Origin of the sequence: Sphingobacterium sp. (assembly GCF_032065005.1) — a bacterium.
In the GTDB taxonomy this organism is placed as follows: Bacteria; Bacteroidota; Bacteroidia; order Sphingobacteriales; family Sphingobacteriaceae; genus Sphingobacterium.
Genome location: NZ_DAMBMM010000001.1, coordinates 118,716 through 134,152, shown reverse-complemented (window position 1 = coordinate 134,152; position 15,437 = coordinate 118,716). Strand labels below are relative to the sequence as shown.

Here is a 15,437-nt window from a genome sequence, read left to right as displayed (position 1 = left end):
AATATTTAAAACTGCTGTTGATCATACTTCCGAGAGAGAAGAAGGATAATAACATCGCAATATTACGATATTAGAATTTTAATATCAAATTCTTTATATTAATTTTTCAATAAGGGATATAACTTTTCTCTTTCTGTCCTTGGCAAAAAAAAAACGGAGACCATAAATGATCTCCGCTTACAATTATTGATTACATTTTACTTATTCCACCAAATTTTCGTGAATTGTACATCATCACCTTGATTGCTCAATGCGGATTGATAGTTAGTCTTGTTGGTACTTTGTTCCTTCAAAGGATAAACCAACCTGCTTGGAATGGAATCCCCTATCTCAGGCACAAAAGAATAGGATACTGGTTTTCCTTCAACCGTTCCTGACCATACCAGCTCTCCTTTTTTAACCAGGAACAATGGGTATCCTGTTCTCCGGATCTCTGTCCAGGATTCAATACCTTGTCCATACAAAGCCAAGTATTTTTGAGATAGGACATTTTCCTTATTTGCTTTAGGAACTTTCGTTAGATAGGCCGTGACTTCAGCCGGACTGGCTCCCCAGCGTTCTAAGGAAGCTTTGACCCCATTTTCATAGCTAGCCTGTTCCCAACCTTTATATTCTGAAATCAAGAATTCTACCTCGGAATATTCCTGCAAAACCTCAAAAGCATTTGCTCTATTGACCAAGTCTCCTGGCAAAGAGATACTGTCTAGTGGGAATAGATTTCCAGCTGCTAATGGTAAGCCATAAGGCTGACCCTTGTAAATATTTTTACTGTTTGGCTTTGCATACTTGCTCAACCTTGGATCTTCTATCTTAAATGGCCCTCTGTCCCCTTTCAATACATCAATAAGAACATGAGACACAGCAAAATCCTTTCTATTGGCTGTTACTGTAGCCCTAAACAACGGAGCTTCATATGGAGACGCACTGGAATAGGTAAAGCCGGCATTGTCAGCATTCGAGGTAAACACGCCTCTTTTCAAGGCGTCTTCAATATGCTGGGTCGCCAATGCCTTATCTTTGGTCAAGATGCGATTCGCCAGCCTCAACCTTAATGAATTGGCAAACTTGAACCATTTCTCATTCTTCCCTTGATAAACGATATCTGAAGTTCCGAAGGTCACTCCTGACTTATATTTCGCCAATGTATCGGCTGCAATCTTAAGCTCATTTAGGATATCCTTGTAAACTTTCTCCTGAGAAGCATATTTAGGTGTCAGGACATCTGGATTTCTCTTCAGCGCTTCAAAATCAGGATCCTTGTTCCCATAGGACTCATAAGGGATATCTCCGAAAACATCCGTTAGGGAATGGAATGCAAAGGATTTCAAGATCCTAGCAATAGCTATCTGTGTAGAATTCGCCCCGGCACCATTTGCTTGTGCCTGTATTTTCGTCGCTTCATCTTCGTTCAGCAGGATAATTTCATTCAGGTTGCTGAGGGCCTTGTAGGTATTGGTCCAATATTCATCGGAATATCCTGCCGAAACCAAATACCTGGATTGATCGGTATAGATATTCTGGCTAAAATATTGGGCAAAGAGCTGAGCCCCTCTGAAATGAATGCTCTCGCTTCTCAGGGCATTGACTACCTGCCTTTCTGCAGACAGAAAAAGACTGGGTGTAGGTACATTGGAAGGCCTATTTGGGTCTACATTAATCTCTTGCAAGGTATCTTTGGAACAAGAGATAAAACTCAAGGACAGCAAAGATGTATATAGGATATGTTTAATTTTCATTTTTTCTAGCATTAAAATTTAAGGTTAACATTAAATCCATAGGTCAGTGGTGTTGGAATATTTCCACCCTCTATCCCTTGAACATTCCCACTACTGTTGGTGAATTCCGGATCGATGTATTTACTCTTGGTATAGATATTCCAAACATTTCTCGCATAGGCTGATAATCGCACTCCTTTTACCACCTTAGGATTGTTTAAGGGGATGGTATAGCCTAAGGTAACTTCCCTAAGCTTGATGAAAGTGCCATCAAATATGGAGAATGTAGTTGGTCCACTGGACTCATTCCTTCCCCATTGTTGAGCGGTAATCCGTGTATCATTGGGTCTGATATTGCTAGTTGAATAGGTTCCATCTGCATTAAATACGACATCAGTCTTTACACCCTCTAGGACAATACCATCTTCACGGACATTATTTTCAGCGGTGCGCTCCAAGATTCCGGAATACATACCGACATTATAGGTCTGCGAATAGAAGCTTCCACCTACGCGACCATCGATCAAGAATCCAAAGTTGAAGTTTTTATAACGGAAACTGTTTTGGAAACCAAATAGATAATCTGGTAATACAGACCCGAGAGGAACCAATTGAGAGGTCCTTTGGTAGCTTCCATCTTCTTTGATTACGCGTTGCCCATCTGCATAGACAAAATCATAACCTAATAGCTGTCCGTATGGTTGCCCCTCTCTAGCCACCAAGTTGATCAAGGAAGAACTTAAGGTTAAGGTATTTACGAGTTCATCCAGTTTAAGGACTTTATTTCTGTTTCTGGCCCAGTTGATGCTAGAGTTCCATTCAAAATTTTCAGAGCGAACCGGTGTTGCATTCAAAATTACCTCAATACCTTTATTCTCCACTTTTCCGGCATTCAGCACCTTTGCTTCATAGCCAAAAGCTGATGATACGGGAATGGGAAGAATCTGGTTTCTGGAGGTGTTGTGATAGTAGGTCACATCAAAACCCAATCTATTTTTAAAGAACTGCAAGTTTAGGCCTGTCTCCCAAGAACTGGTAATCTCTGGTTTAAGATCAGCATTGTTCAGGGTGGAAGGCAGTTTATTGGATGGCTTGCCATCAAATGATTGTTCCACATCATAAACCTTGTTCAATTGGTATGGGTCCGTATCATTACCAACTTGCGCCCAACCTAACCTGACCTTTCCGAAAGACAACCAATCTAGACTTTGGATAGCTGGCAATTGTGAAAACACAAAACTGCCGGTAAATGATGGATAGATAAAGGAATTTGCATGGCTCGGTAAGGTCGAAGACCAATCATTACGTACCGTAGCATCCAAAAACAATAGGTCATTGTAACCTAAGGAAGCACTACCATACAAGGAAGCAATGCGACGATTGTAGGTGAAGTTTTCAATCTTTACGCTGGATGCATTCTTTAAATTGTAATAGTTAGGTACAATTAGACCACCTTGGGTGATGGCATAATCAACTTTTCTGTGTTGATCCCTTAAGTTTGCTCCTACATTGGCCACCAAAGAAATCTTATCCCAATTCTTTTTGGCAGTAGCCAAGAATTCATAGTTGTATTCGTTTAATTTATTGCTGGTCTCCTCGTATTGGGAAGCACTGCGTGAGTATACCGCAATACGATCTTGAGTCCCGAACTGGTAGATATCGCCATGGACTTTAGCCCCGATCTGTAACCAATCGGTCACTTCATATTGCGCGCCAATATTACCATAGAATCGGTCTCTTTTTTCTTCAAGATAGCTCTCATAAGCCGACCAATAAGGGTTGTCGATAAAACGGGTCGCTTCTGCTGCTGGAGTGTTTTGCCAGCCTGTTCTATTCCATGCCAATGGAGTTCCATCTGGGCGTTTGTAGTTTTCTAAGAGTTTGTAATCTACCTGCACCGCTCCCCATTGGAAAGCCTCCAGAATAATGTTTCTGTTGGATGCTCCTGTCCATGGTTTTCCCAAGGAGGTATTGTGGATATAATTGATACTGGAATTGATGCTCAACTTACCTAACTTGGTTCCTCCAGAGAAATTTAGGGTATTACGTCCCAAGGTAGAGTTGGGAACTGTTCCTTTTACGTTCTTATTGGTGTAAGAAAATCTATAATTCGTATTTCCTGAATTTCCAGCAATAGCGATATTGTTGGTATTTGCCAAACCGGTATTGAAGAAATAACTGACATCATGCTCTGGATATAACCAAGGAGATGGGTTTAAATAATCTGCAGCATCTTCTGGATTTAAATTATACCATTGCAATACTGGCGTTCCATCTAATTTTGGTCCCCAGCTTTCATCAGCAGCGTAATCCACTATTTTATAGTCTTTCCCTTCAATATTGACCGTTTGAAAGTTTTGGCTATAGCCTTGCCCATATAGATGCTGGCGTTTTGGGAGTCTGACAATGTTTTCGAATTCCAGACCTGTATTTAAATCGATACTGACCTGCTCGCCTTTTCCTGCACGTTTGGTCGTGATCAAAATCACGCCATTGGATGCTCTGGAGCCATATAATGCCGCTGCAGATGGCCCCTTAAGGACTGAAATATTCTCGATATCATCTGGGTTTAGATCTTGGATCATGTTTCCAACATCCTTTCCCGCCGACCCGTTGATGGTGGAAGAGGAGTTTAGATCGGAGTTATCGATTGGTGTTCCGTCTACCACATAAAGAGGTTGATTGCTACCTGCAATGGAATTGATCCCTCTTAATAGCGTACGGGTTGATCCACCCATATTCCCCCCGGATGAGACAATCTGTAGACCTGCTACCTTTCCTGATAATGCAGCCATTGCATTGGTAGGTCTGGTCTGTAATTCTGTTGATTTCACTTCTTGCACAGCATAGCCCAATGCTTTCTTTTCTCTTGAAATACCCAAAGCGGTCACAACCACTTCCTCCAAGACATCATTGCTAGGTACTAAACGTACCGTAATGGGCTCCGAGGCATTTACCTCTAGATCCTGATCTTGATATCCAAGAAAACTAACCTTGATCTGGGTCTTCGGATTGGAAGAGTCTAATGTAAATTCCCCTAAAGCATTGGTTTGGGTTTGCTTCTGCGTTGTTTTATCAATAACGGTAGCTCCTGAAATCACTTGATTCAGCTCATTCAAAACCTTGCCTTTAATGATATTTTGGGCTTGTGTTTGACCAATTCCTATGGCAAAGAATAGCCCTACGAGATAAAAATATATCGTTCTGTTCATGTAAATAATTTGAAATGGATTAATAAAATGGAATAGAAATTATTGGAGATAGTCTTCCTTAGCTTACCTACCTCCTACGCACATTCGAAAACTGTTATGGGTTGATTTAATATACATATTGAATAAATTCTGCTGCAAATATATAAAATCTACCTAATTAGTAGATTACATTATTGGAAAAATCTATACTTTTTTACTAGACATTGTTTGAGTTTATAACCTTAAGTCTTTCATGTTACTGATATTCAATCATATAAACCTACATAACCTTAATCAAATAATTTTAAGCTTCTTCCTTAAAATGAACAATAATAGCTGATTTCAGCTATATTTGTCGAGTAGGATCTTGTTATTTTTGTATAGTCTTAAAATCACACTATGAAATTGATCAGCGCGCTTCTTATTATTTTTCCATTATTTACACTTAACATTCAGCTGGCAAAATCACAAGAAGCGGCTGCTTACCTTGTTTATGATGATTTTAACCTTTACCATACAAGTAAGGATAGCTCAGCTTTGGTTTTTGTGAATATGGCCTATGTCAGAAGTGAGCCAAGCTCGAAAGCTGAATTGCTGGATTCCATTCCCTTAGGGACTGAAGTAAAATTTATGGATGAATTATCATTAAACCCGATCTCTTTACGAGGTATGTACCTGCCTTGGCATAAAATTGAATATCAGAAGGACAGACAGAAAAGAACTGGATATATCTGGTTAGGACTTTTGAGCCTGGACCATGAGCAGAATAAGAATTCCGGGGAAACCTTCATGTATGGTTTTGCATGGAAATCCAATGAAGAGCTTGAAAACTATTATTGGGTAGAAGCCAAAATATTAAACAAGAACAAAGAATTGCTGGCTTCTAAAAGTTTTCCATACTACCCAGGTGAGCAATCCTATACCTTAGGTGAATTAAATACCAAACCTGGTTTGAATTATGCGAAATGCATCTATGCCATCAAATTCCTAGGAGAGGCCTGTGGAATAGCCTCCGAAGAAAACTACTTTGCTTGGGATGGAGAACAATTCACGACCCTACCGAAAACTACTTCGGTTTCGGATGCCGGTGTTTTTTATTATGCCGAAGAGTTGGTTTTCCCTAAAAAGCATAAGCTTGGGAATGATGTTATCCTGAAGATATCTGAGGAAGGAGAAGCTGAATTTGAGGAAGAGGCCAATCCTGAAGATGAAATCAGGTTTAAGATCTCGAAAAAGGAAGAAACCTATCAACGAAATGGCAATGCCTATGTGAAGGTTTCTGAAAGGACCATACAAAAATAAAAACGGCTTGCTTGAGTAAACTCAGCAAGCCTTTTTAGTCACACTACTATTATCAAATAGTTCCTTAAATATCGTTGTTCTTCAACAGCTCCAAGATCTGTTGATAGGTATATTCTAAATCTTCTTTCTCCGTGCAATATGGCGGCAGGATATACAGCACATTGCCCATTGGTCTCAATAAGACCCCCCTCGCCATAAATTCATTGAACAACTTTTCCTGAACCTTATTAAAATATGAGGTCTCGGTTTGGGTTTCCCACTCAAATGCTAGGATGGTCCCTGTCTGGCGGATATTTTTTGCATTTTCATATCCCTTTAATTCTTTGGCAAATTGGCTATGCCATTCCGTAATGGCCTTTATTTTTGCCTGAGTAGAATCAAGCAGTAATAAATCCAAGCTAGCCAAAGAAGCTGCACATGCTATCGGACTCGCAGTAAAGGAATGGCCATGGAATAGAGCCATCTTTTTTTCATCCGAATAGAATGCTTGATAAAGTTCCTCCGTACAAGTCGTAATCCCCATGGGCATCGTTCCGCCGGTCAATCCCTTTGAAAAACACATGACATCGGGTTTTTCGGTCAATTGATCTGCAGCAAACAAAGTCCCTGTCCTTCCGAAGCCCACAAAGACTTCGTCCTGAATCAACATGATCCCTTGCGACTTACAATAAACCATTAAGTCCGATAAATGTTCGGCCTGATGCATCAGCATCCCTCCTGCCCCTTGGACCAAAGGTTCGTAAATGAAACAGGCTATCTGATCGGCATGCTCAGCAATGATCTTTTTGTTCGCTTCCAGGTTTTCCGCTGTAGGAGCATCAAAAAATATGACATCAAATAACAAATCTGCAAAAGGAGCAGTCCACTGTCCACGAGCACTAACCGACATCGCACCAAAGGTATCCCCATGGTATCCGTTCTTTAGAGCAACAATCTTATTCTTGCGTTTGCCTTGGTTGAAGGCAAACTGTATGCACATCTTCAAGGCAACTTCCACTGCCGTAGAACCGTTGTCAGAATAAAATACCTTCTTCTGGTTGGAAGGAAGCAATTCTAATAACCGTTCTGAAAGAGTAATTGCCGGCAGGTGCGTGAAGCCAGCAAAGATGACCTGCTCTAAAGTATTAAGCTGTTCATAGACTTTATCCGCAATATACGAATTTGAATGGCCATGGAGGGTAACCCACCACGAACTTACCATATCTAGATAGCGATTTCCTTCCATATCGAAAAGATAAGCATCTTTTCCACGTACGATGGGAAGGTGCTTACTGGTCTTCATCTGCGAATAAGGATGCCAATTGACCGCTATATCACGATCTATGCATTGCTTTTGCAAAAGCCCTCCTTTTTCAATTCCATTGGTTTTAAGCCCAAGTTCTTCAACATCTGCATATCTTCATCCACGCCAGGATTGGGTGTCACCAACAGGGTCTGTCTTTCACCCGTAAATATCGAGTTTGCCCCAGCCATAAAACACCATGCCTGCTCTTCCTCATTCATTTCTATACGTCCCGCACTTAACCTGACCATAGAAGATGGCAAAACTATCCTCGCCGTAGCAATCATCCTGACCATTTCCCACACATCAATTTTTGGCAAATGCTCTAAAGGCGTTCCGGCTACCCTCGCCAATGCGTTGATAGGCACAGATTCTGGATGTTTTTCCATATTGGCCAAAGTGCGGAGCATCGAAATCCTATCTTCAGCTTTCTCTCCCAAACCTATGATACCTCCTGAACAGACGGTAATCCCTGCTTTCCTGACATTTTTAATGGTTTCTATCCTATTGTCAAACTTTCTAGTGGAGATTATCTCATCATAAAACTCCTCGGAAGTATCCAAGTTATGGTTATAGGCATAAAGACCGGCTTCCTGAAGCCTATTGGCTTGCTCCTCGGTCAACATCCCTAGCGTACAGCACACTTCCAAGCCCATTTCATTGACCCCCTGAACCATTTCAATGATCCTGTCAAAATCTCGATTGTCCCTTACCTCTCGCCAAGCGGCAGCCATACAGAACCTGGAAGAACCACTGTCTTTTGCTTTCTTGGCATGGGCCAAAACGGTCTCTGTTGGCAATAAGGCCTGCACCTTGATATCGGTATGGTACCGTGCGGCCTGCCCACAATAGGAACAATCTTCTGGACAACCTCCCGTCTTGACTGACAACAAAGTTGAAATCTGGACTTCTTGTGGATTATGCCACTGCCTATGTACAGTAGCAGCTTCATATACCAATTCCAATAATGGTCTGTTATAGATCTCTAATAACTCTTCTTTCGTCCAATCGTGTTTTAATGTTTTATTAGCACTCATTTTCTTAATTTTCTATTCTAATTTTTAAAATTGCTTTTTCTAGCCCTACTGCATCTAATGATTCCAATTGGGGGATCTCGATGATCTTGCTGCCAGCCGGTCTGTTTTTGATCAATATCCTTTTGCTTGCCTCCTTGAATTCTCCATTCAGCACAATATAATCCACTGCTATTCCTCGCTCATTTAAACTGTGAAAGGAAAGCAAACTATGGTTGATGCTTCCTAAATAGTCTGAACAGACCAAGATTACCGGCAAGTCCAGATACACTACAAGATCTAGGATAAAATGCTGATCATTTATGGGGACAAACATTCCTCCCGCACCTTCAACGATGAGGTTTCCACTGCATGCAGGAAGTTGGAAATCTTGGAGCTTGATCTCCACTCCATCAACTTCCGCGGCATAATGCGGGGAAGCCGCTGTATTTAATTTAAATCGCTCTGGATGAACTACCAGCTCAGCTCCTACCAATGTTCTGAGCATTTGGCTATCGCTGCTTTCAAGGTCTCCTGACTGAATCGGCTTCCAGTACTCCGCATTCCAAAGTTTTACCAGGACGGCTGACACTATGGTTTTCCCCACCGAGGTTCCAATTCCTGTTACAAAATATTTCTTATTCATTATTTACTTCCTTTAGACAGTTTTTCAATAATTCTATTTCTTCTCTTGTGTTAAAGGCATGCATCGAAATGCGCAACATCTCCTCGCCTTTGGGCACTGTAGGATACTTGATTGCATAGCCTAAGATCCCTTGGTTTTCCAAGAGACCAATTGCCCTATCCAAATTTCTTGGTTCTGAAAATCTAACCGGTATGATAGGACTTCTAAATGGAATAGAATCCGACGTCTTAATATGATTGTATTGTTTAATGTTCTCTTGCAGACTATTAACTAAGAGCCTGTTATCTCTTAAAAATTCATAAGAAGCCTGAATACCTAAGGCATGAAAATCAGGAAGACCAGTACTGTAGATAAAGGTTGTAGAATAGTTGATCAGATAATCAATAAGGCATGAAGACCCTAAAACAGAAGCACCTGATAAGCCCATCGCTTTGCCGTACGTGATGACAGTTACAAAAACCTGATCTTGCAGATTATAATGATCAACAAGACCCAATCCACATGTTCCAATGGCATGGGCTTCATCCACGATCAAGGCTGCAGCATATTGCTTGCAGAGGGCTGCTATCTCTTGGATCGACGCGAAATCCCCATCCATGGAATAAAGACTTTCTATCCCCACCCAGATTCTGCCCTTGGCCTTCTTCAGTAAATCCTCCAGTTGTGCAAGGTCGTTATGCCGAAACTTCCAGCGAACCGCCGCTGAAAGCCTACAGCCATCATAAACAGATCGATGGACCTTTTCATCCAAGATGATGGTATCCCCTCTCTTCGGCAATGTCGAGAACAAGGATAAGTTTGCATTATAGCCAGAGGGAAATAATAGGGCTGATTCAAAACCATGCTGACTTGCGACAGACTGCTCTATCTCCATGTGTAAGTCTGAATTTCCAGAAATTAACCTGGAACCTGTCGCTCCCAATATGGAATATGGATACTGCAGTAAAATATCATGTAACCTGGATTTAAAACCTTCACTCCTTGCAAAACCTAAGTAATCATTGGAAAAGAAGTCAACACCTTGTTTTTGTTTCTTCAATTGCCTGTACCGGCCTTCTCGCTTTCTATTCTGGAGCTCTAGGAATAATCCATCAATTATTGACATCACAACAAGAAACTTCATTCGACAGCGCGGCTATCCAATCTTGAAATAAGTCTGCCTCGATCTGTAAGATTTTCTGAGCATGTCTTTCCCATTCTGTGTCAAAACCTTTCAATTGGCTGACCATCTCTTCTAGATGCCCCTCTTCCTCCAGGATAATGGATTTCACCATTACCTTTGAACCAGCTTCATTTAACGCATCTTGATAGATCGGATACAATTCATCTGCTCTAACCTCGATGGCATAGGTCACAAATAAATAGGCTGCATAGCGTAAAACTTGACCAGATAAGCTAAACTGTTGTTTTAGATATCGGCTGGTTTTCACGTCCAGACGATGTAAATATTGAATGGAAGATTTACCTCCTAACAATGAATCTTCATCATAATACTCAAAGCCAGACACAGCCAACTTGGCGATTTGCTTCTTGAGATAATAAGCATGTCTATGTTCTTCGGCAGCATGCTTCAATTGGAGGAGATCCGTTCGCACGGGGTCTTCGCATGCTGAGATTTTTCTGGCACCAGCATTTTCCATAAAAGAAAGGGTATTCAGCCATTTGGCGTGAACCGTGGCATCCGCCACGATTTGATTCAGGATTGCTTTCATATTTTTCTAATTGGCCCAAAAGTACTACCTTGCCGGATGGTTCAAAGGTGCCAGTTTAAAGAATATGATTAGTCCGGTTAGTATACCCTTTAAAAGTTTTATCCACATTGAAAGAAATTCCGCTACCCCCATCTACTTGCAGGTAGCGAATCAATTTATCCAAGCCATCGCACAGGGGAAGCTTAAGCCGGGAACCAAATTATTAGGTACTCGGGCCATGGGGGACTTGCTCGAAGTGCACCGGAACACGATAACTGCAGTTTATGAGGAACTCTTCGGACAAGGCTGGGTAGAAATCCATCCCAATAAAGGGACATACGTCGCCTCACAACTTCCTCTGCAGGAACAGCAAGACCTTTCAAGTTTCCAATATCCAAAGGAAACTGGCTATACCTTCAAAAAATCAATTCTCTTGGACAGTCCTTTTGAACACACCAACTGCGATTACATCTTCAATGATGGCAGTCCCGATATCCGATTGACACAATTTGAAGACCTCTCTAGATTCTATAGCTCCAACATGAAACGCAAGAGCAACCGGTCAAAGATGGGTTATTACAATCAGGAAGGGAGCGAATATTTTAAGGAACAGATGCTCGATTACCTGCAGAGCAGCCGTGCCTTGAAGATCAACAAGAACAACCTCCTTATCAGCAGGAGTATCGAGATGAGCCTTTACATCATCTCGGAAATCTTGCTCACGGAGGATGATACCGTGCTGGTCGCTGAATTGAGTTACTTCGCCGCGAATATGATCTTTCAGAAGTCTGGCAGCAAAATCATGTCTATCCCATTGGAGGATGATGGAATCGACGTGGAAGCACTGGAAAGGATCTGTCAAAAGCAGACCGTAAGGATGCTTTACCTCACAGCCCAGCAACATTACCCAACCACGGTTAGCTTAAGTGCGCATAAGCGAATGAAAATCCTGCAGCTGGCAAATCAATACGGCTTCATCATCGTTGAAGATGACCATGACTATGACTTCCAATTCGACAAGCAACCACTTCTCCCTCTTGCTACATCAGACCAGAACGGGATGTTGATCTATGTGGGTTCCTTTGGGAAATCCTTGGCTCCCGGCTTCCGAACAAGCTTTATCGTTGCTCCTGAAAACCTGATGGTTGAAATGAGAAAACATCTCGGGATCATTGACAGGCAGGGAGACATCCTAATGGAACAGGCTTTGGGTGAAATGATCGAGGAAGGTGCGATACATAGGCATCTCAAAAAGTCGCTGAAGGTTTACAAAGAAAGAAGGGACTACATGGCAATTCTACTTGAAAAAGAATTAGGTGACCTGCTGGAATTTAATATCCCCAATGGTGGCCTTGCATTTTGGTTGAAATGGAAAAAGCCCATCAACCTACTCAAACTCAGTCAGCAAGCGGCAAAGAACAACTTATTTATCCCCAAGACCTTGCTTTACCAGCAAAAGGACCTACAGGCCATGCGAATGGGGTTTGGCAATCTAAACCTAGAAGAAATGGATAAAGCTATCCAAATCTTAAAATTTAGCCTATCGGAAATCTAATATTTTAGTCTGCAAAGATTGTCCTGCTTTCTTTAGGTTGAGAGTCTTTAAAATGGACATACATGCGTTTATATTTCACCATATCCCTAGAATCCGCCAGATAATTCATCTTTGTATCCCTAAAGACCAACTGAGCGGCCTTTTTTTCCATTTTTGTTGCAAAATCTAGGAATTCTCGGAAAAGCATCCGACGTTCATGGGTAGTGAAATTACTTTGCTGGCAAACTTTTAGGATCAGCTCCTCATCAAAATGTAGAGAAATTTTCGTGCCTTGGGAATTCAAAAGATAAAATATGGGTCTAGGACTATTATTTGGAAATAAGCCAAACCCTATAACACCATTATCAGTGTTGAATACATAAGCATAAAAGTGGATAGTGCCTATCAATGCCGAATCTACCAGTATGTTTTTAGTAACCATAGCTTCATAATTTATGTGTTAGTGATAAGAGATGATTAAAGATCTATCAGGAAAACCCTTAATTATCCATTTATTGGTTAATTTACTCTTTTTCAAGGCAATAGCAGTGGAGATTTAGATTATCTTATTATTAATTCTTTGAAAATCTAACTCTTAATGCTTTTTATCAATACTTAATTGTCAGCAGATTATGCTACCAATTTCCTACAAGCTTCAGCACAAGACCTACAGGCTTCGGCACATTCACGACAGTGTTCCATTCCGTGGGCAGCATGTTTTTCACATTCTTCCGCACAGGCCTCACATAAGTCCAAACAAATCTTGACGATCTCCAACTTAGGCTTACTGTCCATAATCAACAGTTTATAGGTAGACTCACAGATTTCTGCACATTCCAAATCTGTTTGAATGCACTTACGCATCATCTCCAGCTTCTCCTCTTTCAAACATGCTTGTGCACATTTTAAACAAGCAACTACACATTGCTGACACGCATCTATACAATTCTTTATCAATTGATCTTGTTCCATTTGCTTATCCTTTTTATTGCTAATAATAAAACTGAGCTCAATAGCTTTAGCATTGATACCCATCAAGTTAACACTTTCTCAATTAATTCGTTCAAATTAAATTCATTTTTATAAGTTAATTTTTGATTTGTATTAAATAAATTACAATGACAGATAATCTTTTTCTTCTGAAAAATGAATCCATGGAAACTTTTTTCTGAAACCTCATCATTCATTTTATCAACGATTAATTTTAGCCAAAAGGTGGAAATGCAGTATTTTTAATTTTGTAGAAAACCCTCTACTCCAGTATTTTAAAATAAATAGAACCGGATTTTATATTCCTAAAAATACAAGCTACATTTATCGAGAAATCGCAATTTTCATCAGAAAAGTTGAACGTTTTGCAATTGAAACCTAATTTGGAAATCATGAACAATTACAAATCTTCTTTCAGTCACTTATTGGCAATACTTTTTCTATTATCCTTTTCCTTCAAGTCCGTTGCTCAGGGACTTCCTGAAAAAGACCTGGACCAACTTGTAGAAAAAACCATGAAGAGCTTCAATGTGCCGGGAATAGCTTTAGGGATCATAAAAGATGGAAAAACCATCCACCTAAAAGGATATGGGGAAAGATCAATAAACAGTAAAAAACCCGTTGACAATCAAACTGCCTTTGCAATCGCATCAAATAGCAAGGCCTTTACGGCATTTGCCTTGGGCATGCTCATGGACGAGGGAAAACTAACTTGGGATAGCAAAGTCACCGAGTTTATTCCAGAATTCAAGATGCATGACCCTTATGTCACTTCAGAATTTACTGTTAGGGATCTATTGACCCACCGCTCAGGATTAGGTCTCGGTGCTGGTGACCTCATGTTTTGGCCTGATTCTGCAAATTTCAATACCGAAGAAGTGATCCATAACCTGAGGTACCTTAAACCGGTATCCAGCTTTAGAACAAAATTCGATTATGACAACCTACTTTATATCGTTGCTGGCGAGGTCTTGAAAAGAGCGTCGGGAATGAGCTGGGAAGACTTTATAGAGAAAAGGATCATGGCTCCTCTTGGCATGACGAATAGTGCTGCCTCACTGAGCCGGATGAAGTCCAAAAACAATGTAATCGATGCCCATGTCCCTGTAGATGGCAAATTGATAACCATTGCCCGATACCTAAGCGAAACAACCAATGCAGCGGGCGGAATAAATAGCAGTATAGAAGATATGAGCAAATGGGCAACCATGCTTTTGAACAAAGGAAAATACGGGAACAACCTGGAAAAGCAACTCATTTCCGAAAGAAGGCTTGCGCAGATCCTAACCCTACAGACTGTTATCGGAGGTTCAGGACCTTATAATGCACACTTTACAGGATATGGTTTGGGCTTCTTTCTCAGTGATCAGAATGGATACTTTGTTGCCGAACATACCGGTGGCTTAGGTGGCATGGTTACTCAAATGACTTTGATTCCTGAACTGAAACTCGGAATTATCGTGCTGACCAACCAACAGTCCGGCTATGCTTTTACCACGATTACCAATCAGATCAAAGATTCCTATTTCGGTATCAAAGGAACCGACCGCCTGACAGAACTTAAAGCTAGGGAATCCAAAAACGAAAGCGAAGGCGACAAAGTTACCAATGAGGTCTGGGCCAAGATCAAGTCCCAAGACCAAAAAATAGACTTCTCTCCTTTCGTTGGTAAATATAAAGATGCATGGTTCGGAGAAATCGAAATCAGTAACCGAAATGGTCAACTATATTTTACATCAGCAAGATCTCCACAGCTGCAGGGCAAAATGTACTATTACCAAGGCAACACCTTCGTTGCAGCATGGAATGACCGCAGCATGAATGCAGACTCGTATGTTATGTTCAACCTGGATGAAAATGCCAAGGCTGAAAGCATAAAAATGAAAGCCGTTTCCCCATTAACAGACTTTTCTTTTGACTTCCATGACTTAGATTTAAAAAGAATAGATTGATTTTCGAAGCATAATTAATGCAGCAAAAGGAGATTTTCCTCCAGCAAATAAAAATATCTCATTAGAAATGAGCTTTTTCACTGTTTAAAGCAATGATTAGCGTAAAAACATTTGGAGTATA

At 40.8% G+C, this 15,437-nt stretch carries 12 protein-coding genes; 3 read left to right on the top strand and 9 right to left on the bottom strand.

What is annotated here, in order from left to right; genetic code table 11:
• Nucleotides 1-197: 197 nt before the first annotated feature.
• Both RT138_RS00585 and RT138_RS00580 read right to left on the bottom strand, forming a co-directional pair.
• The gene (locus RT138_RS00585) at nucleotides 198-1,736 is read right to left on the bottom strand and encodes a SusD/RagB family nutrient-binding outer membrane lipoprotein (RefSeq protein WP_313189046.1); all 1,539 of its coding nucleotides are present in this window, start codon (nucleotides 1,734-1,736) and stop codon (nucleotides 198-200) included.
• 11 nt (nucleotides 1,737-1,747) lie between these two features.
• The gene (locus RT138_RS00580; RefSeq protein WP_313189045.1) at nucleotides 1,748-4,927 is read right to left on the bottom strand and encodes a SusC/RagA family TonB-linked outer membrane protein; all 3,180 of its coding nucleotides are present in this window, start codon (nucleotides 4,925-4,927) and stop codon (nucleotides 1,748-1,750) included.
• 378 nt (nucleotides 4,928-5,305) lie between these two features.
• Here RT138_RS00580 and RT138_RS00575 point away from each other — a divergent pair, with 378 nt between their 5' ends.
• Nucleotides 5,306-6,208, top strand: coding sequence for an SH3 domain-containing protein (locus tag RT138_RS00575; protein ID WP_313189044.1), 903 nt, complete (start codon nucleotides 5,306-5,308; stop codon nucleotides 6,206-6,208).
• A gap of 64 nt (nucleotides 6,209-6,272) precedes the next feature.
• Here the strand turns inward: RT138_RS00575 and bioA are convergent, their stop codons facing one another.
• Genes bioA through RT138_RS00550 form a run of 5 tightly spaced genes read right to left on the bottom strand, consistent with a single transcriptional unit; the run spans nucleotide 6,273 to nucleotide 10,861 of the window.
• Nucleotides 6,273-7,547, bottom strand: coding sequence for an adenosylmethionine--8-amino-7-oxononanoate transaminase (gene bioA / locus RT138_RS00570; RefSeq protein WP_313189043.1), 1,275 nt, complete (start codon nucleotides 7,545-7,547; stop codon nucleotides 6,273-6,275).
• Nucleotides 7,529-8,527, bottom strand: a complete 999-nt coding sequence (bioB, locus tag RT138_RS00565; protein ID WP_313189042.1) for a biotin synthase BioB — start codon at nucleotides 8,525-8,527, stop codon at nucleotides 7,529-7,531. The genes bioA and bioB overlap by 19 nt, the downstream gene beginning before the upstream one ends.
• Before the next feature lie 4 nt (nucleotides 8,528-8,531).
• Nucleotides 8,532-9,149: a dethiobiotin synthase gene (gene bioD, locus RT138_RS00560; RefSeq protein WP_313189041.1), complete on the bottom strand. Its 618-nt coding sequence runs from the start codon at nucleotides 9,147-9,149 to the stop codon at nucleotides 8,532-8,534.
• Nucleotides 9,142-10,272, bottom strand: a complete 1,131-nt coding sequence (locus RT138_RS00555) for a pyridoxal phosphate-dependent aminotransferase family protein (RefSeq protein ID WP_313189040.1) — start codon at nucleotides 10,270-10,272, stop codon at nucleotides 9,142-9,144. The genes bioD and RT138_RS00555 overlap by 8 nt, the downstream gene beginning before the upstream one ends.
• Nucleotides 10,241-10,861 carry a hypothetical protein gene (locus RT138_RS00550; RefSeq protein ID WP_313189039.1) on the bottom strand — a complete coding sequence of 207 codons (621 nt, stop codon included), beginning with the start codon at nucleotides 10,859-10,861 and terminating at the stop codon, nucleotides 10,241-10,243. Before RT138_RS00550 ends, RT138_RS00555 begins: the two co-directional genes overlap by 32 nt.
• Nucleotides 10,862-10,871: 10 nt before the next feature.
• On the opposite strand from RT138_RS00550, the gene RT138_RS00545 reads away from it, so the two are divergent.
• Nucleotides 10,872-12,395, top strand: a complete 1,524-nt coding sequence (locus RT138_RS00545) for a PLP-dependent aminotransferase family protein (RefSeq protein ID WP_313189038.1) — start codon at nucleotides 10,872-10,874, stop codon at nucleotides 12,393-12,395.
• Nucleotides 12,396-12,399: 4 nt separating this feature from the next.
• Here the strand turns inward: RT138_RS00545 and RT138_RS00540 are convergent, their stop codons facing one another.
• Together RT138_RS00540 and RT138_RS00535 are read right to left on the bottom strand one after the other, a co-directional pair.
• Entirely contained in the window at nucleotides 12,400-12,816 is a 417-nt protein-coding gene (locus RT138_RS00540; protein ID WP_313189037.1) for a hypothetical protein, read from the bottom strand.
• Between the two features lie 188 nt (nucleotides 12,817-13,004).
• Nucleotides 13,005-13,346: a four-helix bundle copper-binding protein gene (locus RT138_RS00535; RefSeq protein ID WP_313189036.1), complete on the bottom strand. Its 342-nt coding sequence runs from the start codon at nucleotides 13,344-13,346 to the stop codon at nucleotides 13,005-13,007.
• Between the two features lie 410 nt (nucleotides 13,347-13,756).
• On the opposite strand from RT138_RS00535, the gene RT138_RS00530 reads away from it, so the two are divergent.
• Nucleotides 13,757-15,316 carry a serine hydrolase gene (locus RT138_RS00530; protein ID WP_313189035.1) on the top strand — a complete coding sequence of 520 codons (1,560 nt, stop codon included), beginning with the start codon at nucleotides 13,757-13,759 and terminating at the stop codon, nucleotides 15,314-15,316.
• The last annotated feature ends 121 nt before the right edge of the window (nucleotides 15,317-15,437 follow it).

Coding starts and splice junctions, on each gene's coding strand:
- bioB (WP_313189042.1), bottom strand. CDS start 8,527: ATGAGTGCTAATAAAACATTAAAACACGATTGGACGAAAGAAGAGTTA.
- RT138_RS00530 (WP_313189035.1), top strand. CDS start 13,757: ATGAACAATTACAAATCTTCTTTCAGTCACTTATTGGCAATACTTTTT.
- RT138_RS00550 (WP_313189039.1), bottom strand. CDS start 10,861: ATGAAAGCAATCCTGAATCAAATCGTGGCGGATGCCACGGTTCACGCC.
- RT138_RS00540 (WP_313189037.1), bottom strand. CDS start 12,816: ATGGTTACTAAAAACATACTGGTAGATTCGGCATTGATAGGCACTATC.
- RT138_RS00575 (WP_313189044.1), top strand. CDS start 5,306: ATGAAATTGATCAGCGCGCTTCTTATTATTTTTCCATTATTTACACTT.
- RT138_RS00580 (WP_313189045.1), bottom strand. CDS start 4,927: ATGAACAGAACGATATATTTTTATCTCGTAGGGCTATTCTTTGCCATA.
- RT138_RS00555 (WP_313189040.1), bottom strand. CDS start 10,272: ATGAAGTTTCTTGTTGTGATGTCAATAATTGATGGATTATTCCTAGAG.
- bioD (WP_313189041.1), bottom strand. CDS start 9,149: ATGAATAAGAAATATTTTGTAACAGGAATTGGAACCTCGGTGGGGAAA.
- RT138_RS00535 (WP_313189036.1), bottom strand. CDS start 13,346: ATGGAACAAGATCAATTGATAAAGAATTGTATAGATGCGTGTCAGCAA.
- RT138_RS00585 (WP_313189046.1), bottom strand. CDS start 1,736: ATGAAAATTAAACATATCCTATATACATCTTTGCTGTCCTTGAGTTTT.